This is a genomic window from Demequina iriomotensis (assembly GCF_000971395.1).
Taxonomy (GTDB): domain Bacteria; phylum Actinomycetota; class Actinomycetes; order Actinomycetales; family Demequinaceae; genus Demequina; species Demequina iriomotensis.
This window is the reverse complement of sequence record NZ_BBME01000012.1, coordinates 215,105-233,094: the sequence shown is the minus strand read 5'-3', so window position 1 is coordinate 233,094 and position 17,990 is coordinate 215,105. Positions and strand designations below refer to the sequence as shown.

Genomic DNA, 17,990 nt, shown 5'->3' with positions numbered 1-17,990 from the left:
GGCATGCGCGTGTACATCCCCGCCACTGTCGATGATCTTCCCCGCTGCGCGGACGGGCTGTGGGAGCCTCCCGTCGCCTACGCCGTCACCGAGCGCCTCCTCGAGATCGTCGCGAGCGACGACGCCGACGAGCTCGCGGAGATCGCGCGCGACGTCGCGGCCCGCGCCTCGGTGATCGAGGCGGGGTCGCCGCTGCGCGTCGTGGTGGTCGCGGAGCTCACGCGCGCGGAGTGCGAGGCGGACCCTGAGCTCCACCCCGCGGCCGTCCGCGTGCAGGGGCGCATCCCCGCGTCCGCGATCGCGTGCGCGTTCGTGGACGAGCCCGAGGCGGCCGCGGATGTCCGCGCCGCCGTGGGGGGCGACGAGGACGCGCTGGACGTGCTCGAGGAGCGCGACCTGCTCTGGTACGACGCCTCGGAGCTGCGGAACGTCCCGCTCGCCTGACCGCCCCCTCGGTCGATTGCCAATGGCGCTTGTGACCATCGCGTCGGAGGTGTCGGGCGTGGGCCACCATCCTTCACGCGAGCACGATCGCGTCACATCTGTCGGGGGGAGTCAGCGGCTGAGGCGGGCGAGGACCTCGTCGTGCAGCAGCCCGTTGGTCACCAGCGCGTTGCCGCCGTGCGGGCCGGGGACGCCGTCCACGCTCGTGAAGCGGCCCCCGGCCTCCTCGACGATCGGCACCAGCGCGGCCATGTCGTACAGCGCGAGCTCCGGCTCGCTCGCGACGTCGACCGCGCCCTCGGAGACCATCATGTAGCTCCAGAAGTCGCCGTAGGCTCGCGTGCGCCAGACCTCGTCCATGAGCCCCAGGAAGGCGTCGAGGCGGCCGAAGTCCCGCCATTCCGAGAGGTCCGAGTAGGACAGCGAGGCCTCGGCCAGCGAGCCGACGCCCGAGACGTGGATCGGCCTCGCGGTCGCCTCCGACGGGCCCAGCCATGCGCCCTGCCCGCGCGCCGCGAACCAGCGACGATGCAGCGCGGGTGCGCTCACCACGCCCACCACCGCCTCGTCGCCGTCGAGCAGCGAGATCAGCGTGGCCCAGACGGGGACGTCGCGGATGAAGTTCTTGGTGCCGTCGATCGGGTCGACCACCCAACGCCGCGCGCCGGTCCCGGTGGTGCCGTACTCCTCGCCCACGAACGCATCGTCCGGACGGTGCTGCGCGATGAGGTCCCGCGCCATCCGCTCGGCGGCGCGGTCCACCGCCGTCACGGGGGTGTCGTCCGGCTTGGTCTCGACCGTGAGGTCGCCGGTGGCGAAGTTCGGCAGGGTGAGGCCGTCGACCGCGTCGGCGATCGCGAGGGCGAGCAGCAGGTCGTCGGCGTAGGGCGCATCGGTCATGGCCTCAACCTATCGGGCACGATGCGCCCCACCCCTCCGGACAGTCGCAACGGATCGAGTCCCGGTTTCCCGGCGTGTCGGGTACGGCGGGCGTGCGACACGCCGCCGACCCGGGACCAGCTCCGTTGGAAGTGTCCAGCGGGGGGGAGGGTCAGTACGCGTCGCCGGCGGCGCGGGAGGCGAGCAGGCGCCGGATCGAGTCGACCCGCGCGTGGCGGTCGGGGTTGTCGCCCGCCCACGCGTCCAGCTCGCATCCCAGGTCCGCCGACTCGTGGGTGCACCCGCGGGGGCACCGCTCGTCGGCGGCGTCGGCGATGTCGGGGAACGCGAGGATGAAGTGCGCCGGATCCACGTGCGCGAGCCCGAAGGACCGCACGCCCGGGGTGTCGACGATGCGCCCGCCGGTGGGCACCTCGTAGAGCACGGCCGAGGTCGACGTGTGGCGCCCCCGCCCGGTGACGTCGTTGACCACGCCGACCGCGCGCCCCGCGTCGGGCACGAGCGCGTTCACGAGCGTCGACTTGCCCACGCCCGAGTACCCCACCAGCACCGTGGTGACGCCCTCGAGCGCGTCGCGGAACGCCGCGAAGCCGGGATCCGCCTCGGGCCCCCCGTCGCGGCGCACCGAGGTCTCGATCACGGTGACCCCCAGGGGCTCGTATGCGGCGCGCAGCTCGTCGGCGCTCGCGAGGTCGGCCTTGGTGAGGACCAGCACGGCGCTCATGCCGGCGTCGAAGGCCGCGACCAGGCAGCGATCGATCATGCGCGGGTTGGGCTCCGGGTCGGCGAGCGCGGTGACGATCGCGAGGCGCTGCGCGTTCGCGACGATGACCCGCTCGGTGGCGTCCGTGTCGTCGGCGGTGCGGCGCAGCGCGGTCGCACGCTCCTCCCGGCGGACGATGCGGGCGAGAGTGTCCGGACGCCCCGATACGTCGCCCACGACGCCCACGGCGTCCCCGATCACCAACCCGCGACGCCCGAGCTCGCGCGCCTTGACCGCGGTGACCGTGGCCTCGCCGACGGTCACCGTGTAGCGGCCCCGGTCGACGCCGATGACGGTGCCCGGCACGGCGTCCTCGTGCGCGGGCCGGATCTTGGTGCGCGGGCGCGACCCGCGTCGGTTGGGCCGGATCCTGGCGTCCGACTCGTCGTACTCGCGACGGGCCATTCAGCGGGCCGTCGCGTCCGCGCCGAGCATCGTCGCCCACATGGCGGGGAAGTCGGGCATCGTCTTCGACGTCGTGCCGACGTTGAGGACGTCCACGTGCGGCACCGCGAGGCCGATCACGGCGGCGAAGGTCGCCATCCGGTGGTCGTGGTACGTCTCCATGACCGCGCCCGCGAGGCCGGCGTCCGGACGGCCCTCGAAGGTCAGCGCATCGTCGCCCGCCGCGCAGCGCCCGCCCAGCCGCTCGACCTCGGCCGCGATCGCGGCGAGGCGGTCGGTCTCGTGGCCGCGCAGGTGGCCGATGCCGGTGAGGCGGGACGGGCCGTCGGCGAGGGCGCACAGCGCGGCGATGGTCGGCGTGATCTCGCCCGCGGGGGAGAGGTCGGCCTCGATGCCGTGGACGGTGCCGGTGCCGGTCACGGAGAGCACGTCGTCCTCGAGCGTGCAGGCGGCGCCCATGCGGGTGAGCAGCTCCGGGAACAGCGCCCCCGGCTGCGTCGTGACGGCGGGCCAGCCGGGGATGCGCACCGTGCCGCCCGCGACCAGCGCCGCTGCCATGAACGGGCCGGCGTTGCTGAGGTCGGGCTCCACCCGGAGGTCGCCGGGGCGGATCTCACCGGGGTGCACGATCCACGTGCGCTCGTCGGGCTGGTCGACGCGGATCCCGGCGGCGCGCAGCGCCTCGCACGTCATGTCGATGTGGGGCAGGCTCGGCAGCGTCGCGCCGCTGTGGCGGATGGTCAGCCCGTCCTCGAAGCGCGGCGCGGTGAGCAGCAGCCCGGTGACGAACTGCGAGGAGGAGGAGGCGTCGACCTCCACCACGTCGGGCACCTCCAGCGGGGGCGTCACCGTGAACGGGAGCGTGCCCGTGCCGCCGTCGTCGACGGTGGCGCCGAGCAGCCGCAGGGCGTCGAGCAGCGGACCCATGGGCCGCACGCGCGCGCCCTCGTCGCCGTCGAAGCTCACCGGGCCGTCGGCGAGGAGGACCATCGGCGGGACGAACCGCATCACCGTGCCCGCGAGGCCGCAGTCGATGCGGGCGCCGCCGCGGAGCGGTCCGGGCGTCACGCGCCACTCGTCGCCCGCATCGTCCACCTCGACGCCGAGGCCGCGCAGCGCGCCGATCATCAGGTCCGAGTCGCGCGAGCGCAGCCCGCCGCGCACGGTGACGGGCTCCGCGGCGAGCGCCGCGAGCACCAAGAAGCGGTTGGTGAGCGACTTCGAGCCGGGAACCGGGACGGTGGCGTCGAGCGGACGATGCGCGACGGGGGCCGGCCAGACCTCGCCGAGACCGGTGCCGAGCGGGAGCGTGCCGCTCACGCGGCTCGCTTCTTCTTGGAGTCCTTGGCGGCGCCCTTCGCGGAGGCCTTCGCCTCCTTCTCCTTGGCCTTGGCGGCGGCCGCCTTCTCCTTCGCCTTGACCTTCTTGGCCTTCTTGCGGTCGATGTGGCGCTGGCTGTGCCCCGCGGTGGACGCGAGCAGGACGCCGCCGACGAGCGAGAGGTTCTTGAGGAACTGCTCGAGCTCCTCGTCGCGCCTGGCGGGGTCCTCCTCCTTCCAGAAGGGGTGGGAGAGGGCCGTGGTGACACCGGCGAGCCCGGCGAGGCCGAGCGCGGCGGTGCGCGGCGTGCGCGACAGCGCCAGCGCCGATGCGAGCGCGATCGAGGCGATGCCGTGCGCCTTCACCAGGTCGGTGGTCGTGACGTCCTCGAGCCCCAGCTCCGCGAGGGCGGGCTCGACGGTGGGGGCGACGCGCGCGGCGCGCGCCTCGGGCTCGAGATAGCTCTGGACGCCTCCGTAGACGAACCACGAGGCGAGCAACGGCCGGGCAAGTGCGCGCAACATGCCTCCTACGGTACCAAGCGCGCGGGTGCGCGTCAGGGGGTCGTGCCGCTCGGGAATGCGGCGGGCCCCCAGGGCGTTGGACACTCCCGTGACGACCACCGTGGACAGGCCCCGGACGGCCCGCGCTTCTGTGCGCGGGCGCGCCGCTGTACGCTCGCATCCGATGACCGACACGACCGATTTCGACTTCGAGGCTGAGGCGCTGTCCTACATGGACCAGCTCTACGCCGCCGCGCTGCGCATGACGCGCAACGGCGCCGACGCCGAGGACCTGGTGCAGGAGACCTTCGCCAAGGCCTTCGCGGCGCAGGACAAGTTCACGCCCGGCACCAACCTGAAGGCCTGGCTGTACCGGATCCAGACGAACGCCTTCATCAACACGTATCGCAAGAAGCAACGCGAGCCCAAGCGCTCGGACGCGGAGACCGTGGAGGACTGGCAGCTCGCCGCCGCCGCGGAGCACACGTCGAGCGGGCTCGCCTCGGCCGAGGACCGGGCGCTCGACGCGCTCGGCGACGTCGAGGTCAAGCGCGCGCTGTCGGAGCTCTCGGACGACTTCCGGATGGCGGTCTACCTGTCCGACGTCGAGGGCTTCGCGTACAAGGAGATCGCACAGATCATGGACACCCCGGTGGGGACCGTGATGTCCCGCCTGCACCGCGGACGCAAGCTCCTGCGCGAGAAGCTCCGCGACTACGCCGCCGAGCGCGGCGTCTACGAGAAGGCCCCGGTGAAGAAGGACAAGGACGGGGGTACGTGCCGTGCCTAAGCCCGAATGCGAGGAGGCGCTCGACCGCCTGTTCGAGTACATCGATCACGAGCTTCCGGAGGAGGAGATCCACCGGATCGGCGAGCACCTCAAGGAATGCCCGCCGTGCGAGGCCGAGCATCGCATCAACGAGAAGATCAAGCGCCTGGTGAACCGCACCGGGCACGACGTCGCCCCGGAGGAGCTGCGCGACCGCATCCTCGCGACGATCCGCGCGACGCGTCCGGAGGCCGGCGCCTAGGTCGGGCGCGACCCGCGCATCGTCCCCGCCGGAGATGACAGAAGCCGCATCGGCCATGCCGATGCGGCTTCTCTCTATCCGGGTGGAACGGCTCAGGCGTTGGGCCGCTTGCCGTGGTTGGCGCCACCCTTCGCGCGCGCCTTGCGCTTGCGGCCTCGCTTGCTCACTTGCGTTCCCCTTTCTGGAGTCGAGAAATCAGACCCTCTATCCTCCCACATCTGAGGACCTCGTCACACCGAGGGGTCGTGGAGGCCGCCCGGCTGTACTCTCCCCTTGAGTCAGACCCGCATGTTGCCGATGGAGGTTCCGTGAGCGATCAGCCCCAGTCCGTGATCCCGTTCCTGCACGCCCTGGCCTCCACCGGCGGCTCCGACCTCCACTGCAAGGTGGGATCGGCGCCGCGCGTGCGCGTCGACGGCCGCCTGCGCAAGCTGCAGGTGCCGCCGCTCACCCCCGAGGACACGCGCCACATGGTCGCGCAGGTGCTGCCCGAGGACCTGGTCGCGCAGTTCCGCGACACGCACGAGGCGGACTTCGCCTTCTCGCTGTCGGGCGTGGGCCGCTTCCGCGTGAACGCGTACGTGGCGCGCGGCACCGAGGGGCTCGTGTTCCGCCGTGTCGCGGTGGGCGCGCAGAGCTTCGAGGAGCTGGGCCTGCCGCCGGTCATCGCCGACCTGGCGCTCGAGCCGCGCGGCCTGGTGCTGGTGACGGGGCCGACGGGCTCGGGCAAGACCACCACGCTCGCCTCGATGATCGACCTCATCAACAGCTACCGCGAGGTCAACATCGTCACGATCGAGGACCCCATCGAGGTCCTCCACCAGGACAAGAAGTCGATCATCTCGCAGCGCGAGGTGCGCTCCGACACGCTCGACTTCACCAGCGCGCTGCGCGCCGCGATGCGTCAGGACCCCGACGTCATCATGGTCGGCGAGATGCGCGACATCGAGACCACGCGTGCCGCGCTGTCCGCCGCCGAGACCGGCCACCTGGTCCTCGCGACCCTCCACACGGTCGACGCGCAGGACACGATCAACCGCATCGTCGACTTCTTCACGCCGCACGAGCAGGGTCAGGTCCGCGCGACCTTCGCTCAGACGCTGCGCGGCATCGTCTCGCAGCGCCTGGTGCGCCGCGGCGACGGCACGGGCCGCGCGCTCGTGGCCGAGGTGATGGTGAACACGGGCCGCACCGCCGAGGCGATCGTGGACCCGGCGAGCCAGCCGCCCATCATGGACCTCATCGCCGAGGGCGAGTACTACAAGATGCAGACGTTCGACCAGCACCTGTTCCAGCTGGTCAGCGATGGCGTCGTCGCGATCGACGATGCGGTCGCGATCGCCTCGCGTCCGCACGACCTCATGGTCGAGCTGCGCGGCGCGGGCGTCATCGCGTAGCCCGCTGCCTTCCTCTCCGCGCTGCGAGGTGCTCAGCGCCCGAATCGGCGACGAACGGGCGCTGAGCACCTCGTAGCGCGCGGCGCGCGGCGCGCGCGGCCCTAGGCTTCCGGCATGGATGGACGGCTCCTCGAGCAGACGCGTGCCGGCTACGACCAGGTCGCGCAGGCGTACGCGGCCCACCTCCCCGACACGACGTTCGAGGCGCCGCTCGACCTGGCCATGATCGACCACTTCGCGGGCATGCTTCCCGCCGCCGCGTCAGTCCTCGACGCCGGATGTGGGACCGGTCGCATGCTTGCCTACCTGCGGGCACGCGACACGCGGATGACGCTCGCAGGCATCGACCTGTCCGCGGGCATGCTCGCCGAGGCGCGGCGCCTCGGCGTCGCGGCCGACCTCGCGGTGGGCGAGCTGACCGATCTCCCCCATGGCGATCGAAGCCTCGACGGCGTCCTCGCGTGGTACTCGATCATCCACACGGCCTCGCACGATCTCCCGCACCTGTGGCGCGAGCTGCACCGGGTCCTGCGGCCCGATGGTGTGCTGCTCCTCGCTTTCCATGCCGGGACCGGGCGCCGCGAGATCGCGCGGGCGTACGGGCTCGAGGTGGACCTCACCGCGTTCCTTCACGAGGTGCCTGGCGTCACCGAGACGCTCGTCGCGGCCGGGTTCACGATCGACACGGTGCTCGACCGCGGGCCGCGGGCGTCGGAGGTGCACCGGCAGGGCTTCGTCCTCGCCCGCGCGATGCGGTGAGCGCCCGGCGCGCTGCGAGGTGCTCTGTGCCCGAATCGGTTCCGAACGGGCACTGAGCACCTCCCAGGGCGCAGGGCTGGGGCGCGGGCGTGCGGGCGCGAGGGTGCGCGTCAGGCAGGCGCGCGCTTCGGGCGGGCGTCCGTCAGGCGGCCGGCGGCTCGATGCCGAGCCACGAGTGCCACCGCGAGTGCAGCACCAGCCACGCCATGAGGCCGTAGCCGGCCTGCATCGGCAGGGCGTCGTGGCCCGTGGCCATGTCAGCGGTCCACTGGTCGTGGCGGGCGAGCGGCCCGTACATGTCGATGTAGCCCACGCCGCGTCGCGACGCCGCGTCCTCGCAGACCGCCGCGAGCTCGGCGATGCGCGGGTTGTCCGCGTCCGCACCCGGCGGCGGCCCCGCGATGAGCGTCTCGAAGCCGAGCGCGTGCGCGCGGTCGAGGAAGTTCGCGATGTTGAGGCGCGTCATCGTGGGGGAGACCCCGCGATGCACGTCGTGGCGCCCGATCGCGAACAGCACGTGGTTCGCCTCAGGCTCGGTCTGCCGCAGGCGGCGCAACGCTTCCTCGTCCCACCGGCTGGTGAGCTCGCCCGTGGTCTCGCGCGGCACCGCCAGGGTGTGGAACGCGAGGTCCGGCGCGAGGGGGAGGGTGCGCGCCGCGACGCGCCCCACCCACCCCAGCGCCTTCGGGTCCCCGTGGCCGGCGACGAGCTCGTCACCGACGAGGAAGACGTTCCTCATCGCTGGAACGCCCGCGTGACCAGCTCGGACTGCTCGGCGGCGTGACGGGATGCGAGGCCCGAGGCGGGCGATGCGGAGGCGGCTCGTGACACGACACCGAGCGTAGTCCCGACGATCTGCGGGAGGCTCAGCGACATGCGCGACCATGCGCCCTGGTTGAGGGGCTCCTCCTGGACCCACACGAGCTCGGCGCCGTCGAACGGCGCGAGCGCCTCGCGAATCGCGTCGTGCGCGAGCGGGTACAGCTGCTCGAACCGGACGATGGCCGTGGCGGTGTCGCCCGAGCGGTCCCGCTCCGCGACCAGGTCGTAGTAGACCTTGCCCGCGCACAGCAGGACCCGGTCCACCGAGGCCGGATCCACCGCATCGTCCCCGATGACCTCGCGGAACGTGCCCGTCGTGAAGTCCTCGACCGCCGACTGCGCCGCGCGCAGGCGCAGCATCGACTTCGGGGTGAAGACGATGAGCGGCTTGCGCGGGCGGTCGTAGGCCTGGCGGCGCAGCAGGTGGAAGTAGCTCGCCGGCGTCGACGGCATCGCCGCGATCATGTTCTCCTCGCCGCACAGCTGCAGGAAGCGCTCGACGCGGGCCGACGAGTGGTCCGGGCCCTGGCCCTCGAAGCCGTGGGGGAGCAGCAGCACCACCGAGGACGACTGCCCCCACTTCTGCTCCGCCGAGGAGATGAACTCGTCGATGATGGTCTGCGCGCCGTTGACGAAGTCGCCGAACTGCGCCTCCCACAGCACCAGCGAGTCGGGACGCTCGACCGAGTAGCCGTACTCGAAGCCGAGTACCGAGTACTCCGACAGCGGCGAGTCGAACAGGTGCAGGCGCGCCTGGTCGGAGGCGAGGTACAGCAGCGGCGTCCACTCGGCGCCGGTGCTGCGGTCGTGGTAGATCGCGTGGCGCTGCACGAACGTGCCGCGGCGGCTGTCCTGGCCGGACATGCGCACCGGCACGCCCTCCTGGAGCAGCGTGCCGAACGCCAGGATCTCGCCGTAGCCCCAGTCGATGCCGCCCTCGCGGCTCATGACCTCGCGCTTCTCGAGCAGCTTCTCGAGCTTCGGGTGGACGGTGAAGCCCTCCGGCGGACGCACGTGGGCGCGGCCGATGCGCTCGATCTGGCTCGCGCTCACGGCGGTCTTCCAGCCGACCATGATGCCGGCGTCGGAGGACTGGGAGGCCGGCAGCTCGAGGCCCGAGATGGACTCGGCGCCGGACTCCGGGCGGTAGCCCTCGCGCGTCTCGATGAAGACGCGCTCGAGCTGCGCGAGGTAGTCCTTCGAGACGGCCTCGGCCTCCTCGGTGGTGATGTCCCCGCGGCGGATGAGCGACTCGGTGTAGAGGTGGCGCACCGAGCGCTTCGCCTCGATGAGGTCGTACATGCGCGGCTGCGTCATCGACGGGTCGTCGCCCTCGTTGTGCCCGCGGCGGCGGTAGCAGACCATGTCGACGATGACGTCGCGGCCGAACCGCTCGCGGTACTCGAACGCCAGACGCGCGGCGCGCACGCAAGCCTCCGGGTCGTCGCCGTTCACGTGGAAGATCGGGATCTGGTAGCCCTTGGCGATGTCCGTGCAGTAGCGCGTCGACCGCGAGGACTCCGGACCGGTGGTGAAGCCGACCTGGTTGTTGATGATGACGTGGACGGTACCGCCGGTCTTGTAGCCCTTGAGCTGCGCCATGTTGAGCGTCTCCGGGATGACGCCCTGGCCCGCGAAGGCCGCGTCGCCGTGCACGAGCACCGGCAGCACGGGGTAGCCGTCCGTCGCCGGGTCCGCGCCGAGCGCGTCGAGCTTGGCGCGCACGATGCCCTCGAGGACCGGGTCGACCGCCTCGAGGTGCGAGGGGTTCGCCGCGAGGTAGACCCGCGTGGTGGCGCCCGACTCGGCGGTGAAGGTGCCCTCGGTGCCGAGGTGGTACTTGACGTCGCCGGAGCCCTGGACCAGGCCGGGCACGGCCGTGCCCTCGAACTCCGAGAAGATCTGCCCGTACTTCTTGCCCGCGAGGTTGGCGAGCACGTTGAGGCGGCCGCGGTGGGCCATGCCGATGCAGACCTCGTGGACGCCGGCCTCGGCCGCCGCGCTCATGACGGAGTCGAGCAGCGGGATGAGTGACTCGCCGCCCTCGAGCGAGAAGCGCTTCTGGCCCACGTACTTGGTCTGGAGGAACGCCTCGAACGCCTCGGCGGCGTTGAGGCGGTGGAGGATGCGCAGGTGCTCCTCGCGCGTGGGCTTGGTGTAGCCGTGCTCGAGCCGCTCCTGGAAGAAAGCGCGCTGCTCGCGGTCCGCGATGTGCATGTACTCGAGGCCCACGCTGCGGCAGTACGCGTCGCGCAGGCGGCCCAGCACGTCGCGGACGGTCCACGAGTCCTGACCCGCGAAGCCGGCCGTCTGATACGTGCGGTCGAGGTCCCACAGGGTGAGCCCGTGCGTCTGCACGTCGAGGTCGGGATGCTTGCGCGGGCGCGAGCTCAGCGGGTCGACGTCGGCCATGAGGTGGCCGCGAGAGCGGTACGCGTGGATGAGCTCGGCGATGCGCGCGGGCTTCGCGGCCTCCGTGGCCGGATCCGTCGCGGCGTCCTGCAGCCACCGGACGGGCTCGTACGGCACGCGGATGGAGGAGAACACGCGGTCGTAGAAGCCGTCGAGGCCCAGCAGCTTGCGGTGCACCAGGCCCAGGAACTCGCCCGACTGCGCGCCCTGGATGACGCGGTGGTCGTAGGTCGAGGTCAGCGTCATCACCTTGGAGACGCCCAGACGGGCGACCGTCTCGTCGGACGCGCCCTGGAGCTCCGCCGGGTAGTCCATCGAGCCGACGCCGATGATCGCGCCCTGGCCGTTCATGAGGCGGGGGACCGAGTGCACCGTGCCGAGCGTGCCCGGGTTGGTCAGGGTGATGGTGGTGCCCTGGAAGTCGGTGGCCTGCAGCGCGCCGTTGCGGGCGCGGCGGACCACGTCCTCGTAGGCCGCCCAGAACTCCGCGAAGTCCATGCGGTCCGCGCCCTTGATCGAGGGCACGAGCAGCTGGCGCGAGCCGTCGGGCCGCGCGAGGTCGATGGCGAGACCCAGGTTGACCCCGGCCGGCGTGCTGAGCGCCGGCTTGCCGTCCTCCTCGGTGTACGCCGCGTTCATCGCCGGGAACTCCGCGAGCGCCTCGACGATCGCGAAGCCGATGAGGTGCGTGAAGCTCACCTTGCCGCCGCGGGTGCGGGCGAGGTGGTTGTTGACCACGACGCGGTTGTCGATGAGGAGCTTGGCCGGGATGGACCGGACTGACGTCGCGGTGGGGACCGCGAGGCTCGCCTCCATGTTCTCGACGACCTTGGCAGCCGGGCCGCGCAGGCGGGTCACGCCCTGCTGGACGTCCTTGGCGGTGAGCGGCGAGTGCTCGGGACGCTGGAGGTACGCCGCGGTCGGCGCCTGCGCGGTCGCGATGGGCTGCGTGTGCGGCGCCGCGTCCTCGGCCTGCGGCTCTGGGGACGATGCGGCGACCGGGGCGGCGACGGGCGCCGGGGCGGCGGGCGCATCGGCGCGCTGCGCGGCGGGCGGCGGGGGCGGCGGCGGCACGGCGGCCCGGCTCGCGGGGACGATGGACGGGGACTGCCCGGTGCCAGGGGTCGCCTGGGGCGCGGCGGCGCCGCCCTGCGTTGCGTCGGCCCCGTGCGCGTCGCCCAGGATGAGCGACGCAACGGACGGGGCACCAGCAGCGCGGGCGACGGAGACACGGTCGGTATCGGGCGCAGAGGTGTCTGGGGACACGGTGGTAGCCGCTCGCTTTCTTGGCGCATCAGCGTCGATGGTGATAGGTGGTCCCATCATCGCGGGAAATCGAGGGCGCTCGGAACCATCCGCGCGTCATTTGGGCAAAGTTTTACGGGGTCCACGGAAGGCCGTGACGCTTCCCAGGGACGGGGCAGACCCTCGCCGGGCCACCCGGGCGCGCTGTATCCTTGCGACACCATGGACCCTGACAGTTACGTCCCCGCATGACTCCCTGGATCCTCGTCGGGCTCGGCGTGCTCCTCACGCTCGGCACCGCGGTCTTCGTCGCCGCGGAGTTCTCCCTCGTGGCCCTCGACCCGTCGCATGTCGACGACGGCCCGCGCGCTCGGCGCGTGCGCCACGCGCTCAAGCACCTGTCGACCCAGCTCTCGGGTGCGCAGGTGGGCATCACCATCACGACGATCCTGCTCGGCTACACCGCGCAGCCCGCGTTGGTGGAGCTGCTGTCGGTGCCGCTGTCGACCGGCACGCTCTCGCGCGCGGCGGTGGCGGGCATCGCCGGCATCTCCGCGCTCGTCATCGTCAACGCGTTCTCGATGATCGTGGGCGAGCTGGTGCCCAAGAACGTGGCCCTCGCGGACGCGATGCGCACCGCGCGCGTCGCCGCGCCGCTCAACATGGCGTTCACCGCCGCGCTGAGCCCCGTGATCGCGACGCTCAACGCCGCGGCCAACGGGATCCTCCGCCTCATGGGCATCGAGCCCAAGGAGGAGCTCGCGGGCGGGCGTTCGCGCCAGGAGCTCGCGGCGCTCGTGAGCCGCAGCGCCGAGGCGGGCACGCTCGCCCCCGGCACCGCGCTGCTGCTGAAGAACTCGATCGAGCTCGACGACCTCACGGCGATCGACGTCATGACGGATCGCACCCGGCTCCACACGCTGGGACGCGACGCGACCGCCGCCGACGTCATCGCATCGTCCCGCGCCACGGGCCACTCGCGCTTCCCGATCGTGGGGGACGGCCCCGACGACGTCGTGGGCATCGTGCACCTGCGGGCCGCGATCGGCGTGCCGGCGCATCGACGCGCGGAGGTGCCGGTGGCCTCGCTCATGGCGGAGGCGCCGCGCATTCCCGAGACGATGCAGATGGGACCCCTGCTCGTCGAGCTCCGCGGGCTGGGCCACCAGTGCGCGATCGTGGTCGACGAGTACGGAGGCACCGCAGGCTTCGTCACCCTCGAGGACGTGGTCGAGGAGCTGGTCGGCGACGTCGCCGACGAGCACGACCGCCGCCGCGCCGCCGTGCACCGTGCGCCCGGCGGCGCGTGGATCGTGCCCGGCGAGCTGCGCCCCGACGAGGTCCTCGAGCGCACCGGCATGGTGGTGCCCGAGTCCCCGGCTTACGAGACCCTGGGCGGCTTCGTCATGGCGCGGCTCGGTCGCGTCGCCGAGCCGGGTGACGAGGTCGAGGCGCCGGGCGTGCGCGCGCGCGTCGAGCGCATGGAGGGGCGCCGGATCGACCGCGTCCGCCTCACCCCGATCCTGATGGAGGAGCAGGCATGAGCCCGGGCATGGCCTTCGCGATCATCGGGCTGCTGCTCGCCAACGCGTTCTTCGTCGGCGCGGAGTTCGCGATCATCTCGGCGCGGCGCTCCTCGATCGAGCCGCGTGCCGCCGAGGGCTCGCGTGCGGCGCGGACCGTCCTGTGGGCCATGGAGAACGTCTCGCTCATGCTCGCGACCGCGCAGCTGGGCATCACCGTGTGCTCGGTCGCGCTCGGCGTGGTCGCGGAGCCGGCGCTCGCGCATGCGCTCGAGGAGCCGCTGCACGCGCTCGGCCTGCCGGAGGACAGCTCCCACGCGGTCGCTGTCGCGATCGCGCTGCTCGTCATCGTGGGCCTGCACGTGGTGGTCGGGGAGATGGTCCCCAAGAACGCCGCGGTGTCGAGCCCGGACCGCGCTGCCATGATCTTCGGCCCGCCGCTCGTCGCGATCGCGCGCGTCGCGCGCCCCATCATCGGCGCCCTCAACTGGGTCGCCAACGGCATCGTGCGCATGCTCGGCTTCGAGCCCAAGGACGAGGTCACAAGCGCGTTCACGGCGGACGAGGTGCAGAGCATCGTCGAGCGCTCCTCCGCCGAGGGCACCATCTCGGACCCGTCGGGGCTGCTCACCACCGCGATCGAGTTCTCCGAGCGGTCGGTGGGCGACGTCATGGTGCCGGCCGCGAGCGTGACCGCGCTCGACCTGGGCGTGACGGTGGACGATCTGGAGCGGATCGCGACCCGCACGGGCTTCTCGCGCTTCCCGGTGGCGGACGGCGGCGCGTACGTGGGCTACCTGCACGTGAAGGACGGGCTCTACGCGCGTCCGGGCGAGCGGGAGGAGCCCATCCAGGCGTGGCGCGTGCGCGACCTGCCGAGCATCGCCTTCGATGCGGAGGTGGAGACGGCGCTCGCGCTCATGCGCCGCTCGGGCGCGCACGTGGCGGCCGTCGAGCACGACGGCACGACGGCGGGCGTGGTGTTCCTCGAGGACATCCTCGAGGAGCTCGTGGGAGAGGTTCGCGACTCGCTCGCGCGCCGCGAGCGTCACGCATGACGGCGTCACGCGGGTCGCGTCCTGCCTGGACTGTCACCGTTCACGGTAACGATGTGATCCACCTCTCAGAGGCGGGGGTTGGCCTCTCCGTTACCGTTTGGTAATAATTGAGGCGGCCCCCCGGCTGAGAACGCTCTCCCGGGGTGCCCATCTGTCCGATTCGTCCCCCTGGAGGCCATGGTGAGCAAGCGCGGCGCGTTCCACGCCCCGCGTTCGACCCAACCCTCCCGCCGCGAGCGCCGCGTCGAGCACACCCAGGAGATCCAGGTGCGCACCTCGATGCGCCGGCGCCGCCTCGCGACGCGCGGCGGCGTGCTGCTGGGCTTCCTGGCGGCCATGGTGGTCTACCCGGTCATGGGCACCATCGCTCCGTACGCCAACGCCGCGGAGCAGCTCCCGGGCGTGGTCAAGGGCGAGTCGCCGACCACCGCGACGGCGATCCTGGGCGCCGGGCCGCAGTTCGAGTCCTCGGATCTGCCGCTGCCGACCGTCGACGAGCAGTCCGGCGCCATCCTCACCTCCGCCGACGTGCCGGTGGCGTCGAGCCTGCTTCCCGACTGCGACCCGAACTTCGACACCAACGTCGCCAACGGCCAGCTCACGAGCGACCAGCTGTGCTCGCTCTGGGTGGCCGGGGAGTCGCTCCGCCCCGATGCGGCGCTCGCCTTCGCGGCGCTCAACGAGCGGTTCAAGACCGAGTTCGGCGTCGACATCTGCATCTCGGACACCTACCGCGACCTCGCGGGCCAGTACGCGACCAAGGCGTCGCGCGGCTACCTCGCGGCGGCGCCGGGCACGTCGATGCACGGCCTGGGGCTCGCCGTCGACCTGTGCCGTTCGCACGCGAGCGGCGTGTACTACTCGTGGTTCGCGCGCAACGCCGCCACGTACGGCTTCTGGAACCCCGACTGGGCGAAGACCTCGAAGTACGAGCCCTGGCACTGGGAGTACATGACCTACGACCGGTACTGAGCCGGTTCCCGAGCCCGCGCGCCGCATGGCCGCGGGCTTCGTCGTCCGCGGGTGTAGGACTGGAGGCGAGGGCCTGCGTGCCCGCGACGCCAGGAGGCGGCCGTGATCGTCGGAGTCCCCGCGGAGACCAAGAGCGGCGAGACGCGCATCGCGCTCGCGCCCGCCGGGGTGCATGCGCTGGTCGCGCGCGGCCATCGGGTGGTGGTCGAGTCCGGCGCCGGGGCAGGTGCCGGGATCGGGGACGATGCGCTGGTCGCGGCGGGCGCGACGCTCGCCGACGCGGCGGGCGCCTGGGGGTCCGACCTGGTGCTCAAGGTCAAGGAGCCCCAGCCTCACGAGCTGCCGCTGCTGTGCGACAACGTGCTCTTCACGTTCCTCCACCTGGCGGCGAACCCCGCGCTCGCGACCGCCCTGCGCGCCGCCGGGACCACCGCCCTCTCGTACGACACGGTCCAGGACGATGCCGGCGGGCTCCCGCTGCTCGCGCCGATGAGCGAGATCGCCGGTCGGCTCGCGGTGGTCGCGGGCGCGCATCACCTGCTCGGGCCGTCCGGCGGCCGCGGCATCCTGCTGGGCGGCGCACCGGGGGTGCCGGGCGCGCGGGTCGTCGTGATCGGCGCGGGCGTCGCCGGCGTCCACGCCGTGGCGCAGGCGGCGGGCCTCGGCGCCGATGTCACGGCGCTCGACGTGTCGCTGCCCGCGCTGCGGCGCCTCGACGAGCGGTTCGGCGGCCGAGTCCGCACGGTCGCCTCGACCGCCCTCGCCGTCGAGGAGGCGGTCGTGTCCGCCGACCTCGTGGTGGGCGCGGTGCTGGTGCCCGGGCGTCCCGCGCCCGTGGTGGTGACGCGCGACATGCTCGAGGCGATGACGCCCGGCTCCGTGCTGGTCGACATCGCCATCGACCAGGGGGGCTGCGTCGCAGGGGTGGTGCCGACCACCCACGCGGACCCGGTGCGGCGCTTGGGGCGCGCGCGGGTGTACTCGGTCGCGAACATGCCTGCCGCGGTCGGGGTGACCGCCACGCTTGCGCTCACCAACGCGACGCTGCCCTACGCGCTCCGCCTCGCCGACGGCGTCGACGCGGCCGTCGAGGCCGACCGGGCGCTCGCACGGGGCGTCAACGTGCGCGCGGGGCGCATCGTCCACCCCGCGGTGGCCGAGGCGCTCGGGGAGGGTGCGGTGTCCGCCTAGGCTGTGGGCCATGGCCGAGACCCCCGATCCCGAGCAGGCGCCGCGCACCTGGATGCCCCTGGTCATCGCGCTGTCCGTGGCCGTCGTGGTCGTGATCGGGGCCTTCGTCGCCGCCGGTCTGCGGTCGGGGCTGAGCGCGCCGAAGGCATCCGCCGTGGAGGCGTGCGAGGCGGCCTACGGGGCCTCAGGCGAGGGCGGCGAGCAGGCGCGCATCGTCGGCGGCGACGTGTACGGCAGCGCCGAATGGCGCGACCTGCGTGCGTTCCTGGTCGGGCAGGGCGTCGTGGACGACGGCGACGTGCCCGACGCCGAGGCCGCGGCCCGCGAGTCCGAGGCCTCCGATCTCGCCGCGGCGGGACATGACCGCGTCACCGTGGTGTGGTGGCTCGACAGCGAGCAGCACCTCGCGTGCACGGTCGAGGTCGAGGGCGACGTCGCCCTCGACGGGACCGTGGTGCTGCGCTCGATCGACTCGCTCGCCGACGCGAGCGCGGGCTGAGCCCTACTCGCGGCCCTCGTCGAGCGGGATGAGCATGGTCCGGAACCCGCCTGGCGTCGCCTGGATCCGCCAGAGGCGCTCGGCGACCTCGTCGAGCGTGTAGCGGAGCTTCGGGATCGCGCCCGGGATCACCAGCTGCACCACCCGGATCCCCTCGGGGGCCAGGGCCTCGTGGAGCATCTCGCCGTACGCGCTCTCAGCGGGGAACGCGACCGAGGTGCCGGAGAAGCCCGCGCGGGCCTGCACGGAGGTGCCGCCGTTGACGAGCACGATGCTGCCGTCGCCTGCCTCGCGCATGGCCGGGAGGACAGCGCGGGCCGCGTGGATGAGGCCCAGGGCGGAGAAGCGCAGCGCGTCGAGCGCGAGCGCCGGGTCGAGCTCGAGCACGGGGTGGAGGTACGCGCGCGCCGGCAGCGGGCTGTACTGGAGCGTCGCGATGGGGCCGAGCTCGGCCGCGGCACGCGCGAGCGCGTCCTCGAGCGCCGTGCCGTCTCGGACGTCGGCGGCGTAGCCGCGTGCGGTGAGGCCCTCGCCCTCGAGCTCGGTGGCGAGAGCGTCGAGCCTGCCCTGGTCGCGGGCGATGAGCGCGACCGCGTACCCTTCGCGGCCGAACCTGCGAGCGACGGCGGCACCGAGGCCCGGTCCGGCGCCGACGATGGCGAGCGTGGACATGGGTGCCTCCGAGGGGTCGAGGGGTTCCTCTCGAGCCTAGCGCCGGGCAGACGAAAGGCCCCTGCGATGAGGGG

General features: G+C 72.7%; 18 protein-coding genes. 10 read left to right on the top strand and 8 right to left on the bottom strand.

Translation table 11 applies throughout. The features are described 5' to 3' along the window. Positions 1–3: 3 nt before the first annotated feature. Positions 4–444, top strand: a complete 441-nt coding sequence (locus AOM09_RS07920; RefSeq protein ID WP_062386496.1) for a DUF6912 family protein — start codon at positions 4–6, stop codon at positions 442–444. Positions 445–555: 111 nt separating this feature from the next. Here the strand turns inward: AOM09_RS07920 and hisN are convergent, their stop codons facing one another. The 4 genes from hisN to AOM09_RS07900 all read right to left on the bottom strand — a co-directional run bounded on the left by hisN (position 556) and on the right by AOM09_RS07900 (position 4,356). Next, positions 556–1,344, bottom strand: coding sequence for a histidinol-phosphatase (gene hisN, locus AOM09_RS07915; protein WP_062386493.1), 789 nt, complete (start codon positions 1,342–1,344; stop codon positions 556–558). A gap of 151 nt (positions 1,345–1,495) precedes the next feature. Continuing rightward, on the bottom strand, positions 1,496–2,512 hold the full coding sequence (gene rsgA / locus AOM09_RS07910) for a ribosome small subunit-dependent GTPase A (protein ID WP_062386490.1): 1,017 nt from the start codon (positions 2,510–2,512) through the stop codon (positions 1,496–1,498). Beyond that, positions 2,513–3,832 carry a 3-phosphoshikimate 1-carboxyvinyltransferase gene (aroA, locus tag AOM09_RS07905; protein ID WP_062386487.1) on the bottom strand — a complete coding sequence of 440 codons (1,320 nt, stop codon included), beginning with the start codon at positions 3,830–3,832 and terminating at the stop codon, positions 2,513–2,515. Further along, the gene (locus AOM09_RS07900; protein WP_156162291.1) at positions 3,829–4,356 is read right to left on the bottom strand and encodes a DoxX family membrane protein; all 528 of its coding nucleotides are present in this window, start codon (positions 4,354–4,356) and stop codon (positions 3,829–3,831) included. The genes aroA and AOM09_RS07900 overlap by 4 nt, the downstream gene beginning before the upstream one ends. Before the next feature lie 163 nt (positions 4,357–4,519). On the opposite strand from AOM09_RS07900, the gene AOM09_RS07895 reads away from it, so the two are divergent. After that, entirely contained in the window at positions 4,520–5,125 is a 606-nt protein-coding gene (locus tag AOM09_RS07895; protein WP_228375089.1) for a sigma-70 family RNA polymerase sigma factor, read from the top strand. Further along, positions 5,118–5,366: a mycothiol system anti-sigma-R factor gene (rsrA, locus tag AOM09_RS07890; RefSeq protein WP_062386478.1), complete on the top strand. Its 249-nt coding sequence runs from the start codon at positions 5,118–5,120 to the stop codon at positions 5,364–5,366. The genes AOM09_RS07895 and rsrA overlap by 8 nt, the downstream gene beginning before the upstream one ends. A 92-nt stretch (positions 5,367–5,458) precedes the next feature. Here the strand turns inward: rsrA and AOM09_RS15685 are convergent, their stop codons facing one another. Beyond that, positions 5,459–5,533 (bottom strand): 50S ribosomal protein bL37, encoded by a 75-nt coding sequence (locus AOM09_RS15685; RefSeq protein ID WP_371327667.1) that lies wholly within the window; start codon positions 5,531–5,533, stop codon positions 5,459–5,461. A gap of 141 nt (positions 5,534–5,674) precedes the next feature. Between AOM09_RS15685 and AOM09_RS07885 the strand changes: the two genes are divergently transcribed. After that, positions 5,675–6,763, top strand: a complete 1,089-nt coding sequence (locus AOM09_RS07885) for a type IV pilus twitching motility protein PilT (RefSeq protein ID WP_062386475.1) — start codon at positions 5,675–5,677, stop codon at positions 6,761–6,763. A 114-nt stretch (positions 6,764–6,877) separates the two neighbouring features. Next, positions 6,878–7,522, top strand: coding sequence for a class I SAM-dependent DNA methyltransferase (locus AOM09_RS07880; RefSeq protein WP_062386471.1), 645 nt, complete (start codon positions 6,878–6,880; stop codon positions 7,520–7,522). A 142-nt stretch (positions 7,523–7,664) separates the two neighbouring features. On the opposite strand, the gene AOM09_RS07875 is transcribed toward AOM09_RS07880, so the two are convergent. Both AOM09_RS07875 and AOM09_RS07870 read right to left on the bottom strand, forming a co-directional pair. After that, a complete protein-coding gene (locus tag AOM09_RS07875) occupies positions 7,665–8,261 on the bottom strand; it encodes a GDSL-type esterase/lipase family protein (protein ID WP_062386468.1) in 597 nt (198 codons plus the stop codon). Then, positions 8,258–12,079 (bottom strand): multifunctional oxoglutarate decarboxylase/oxoglutarate dehydrogenase thiamine pyrophosphate-binding subunit/dihydrolipoyllysine-residue succinyltransferase subunit, encoded by a 3,822-nt coding sequence (locus AOM09_RS07870; protein ID WP_082098961.1) that lies wholly within the window; start codon positions 12,077–12,079, stop codon positions 8,258–8,260. The genes AOM09_RS07875 and AOM09_RS07870 overlap by 4 nt, the downstream gene beginning before the upstream one ends. Before the next feature lie 170 nt (positions 12,080–12,249). Between AOM09_RS07870 and AOM09_RS07865 the strand changes: the two genes are divergently transcribed. The 5 genes from AOM09_RS07865 to AOM09_RS07845 all read left to right on the top strand — a co-directional run bounded on the left by AOM09_RS07865 (position 12,250) and on the right by AOM09_RS07845 (position 17,244). Continuing rightward, complete coding sequence (locus AOM09_RS07865; protein WP_062386465.1) at positions 12,250–13,545, top strand: hemolysin family protein; 1,296 nt, start codon at positions 12,250–12,252, stop codon at positions 13,543–13,545. Then, complete coding sequence (locus AOM09_RS07860; RefSeq protein ID WP_062386462.1) at positions 13,542–14,582, top strand: hemolysin family protein; 1,041 nt, start codon at positions 13,542–13,544, stop codon at positions 14,580–14,582. The genes AOM09_RS07865 and AOM09_RS07860 overlap by 4 nt, the downstream gene beginning before the upstream one ends. A gap of 180 nt (positions 14,583–14,762) precedes the next feature. Next, positions 14,763–15,554 carry a M15 family metallopeptidase gene (locus tag AOM09_RS07855; protein WP_228375087.1) on the top strand — a complete coding sequence of 264 codons (792 nt, stop codon included), beginning with the start codon at positions 14,763–14,765 and terminating at the stop codon, positions 15,552–15,554. Between the two features lie 102 nt (positions 15,555–15,656). Beyond that, a complete protein-coding gene (ald, locus tag AOM09_RS07850) occupies positions 15,657–16,745 on the top strand; it encodes an alanine dehydrogenase (protein WP_062386456.1) in 1,089 nt (362 codons plus the stop codon). Positions 16,746–16,755: 10 nt separating this feature from the next. After that, complete coding sequence (locus tag AOM09_RS07845) at positions 16,756–17,244, top strand: hypothetical protein (RefSeq protein WP_062386453.1); 489 nt, start codon at positions 16,756–16,758, stop codon at positions 17,242–17,244. 3 nt (positions 17,245–17,247) lie between these two features. Here AOM09_RS07845 and AOM09_RS07840 read toward each other — a convergent pair whose 3' ends face one another. Next, a complete protein-coding gene (locus AOM09_RS07840) occupies positions 17,248–17,916 on the bottom strand; it encodes an SDR family NAD(P)-dependent oxidoreductase (protein WP_062386450.1) in 669 nt (222 codons plus the stop codon). Positions 17,917–17,990: the final 74 nt, after the last annotated feature.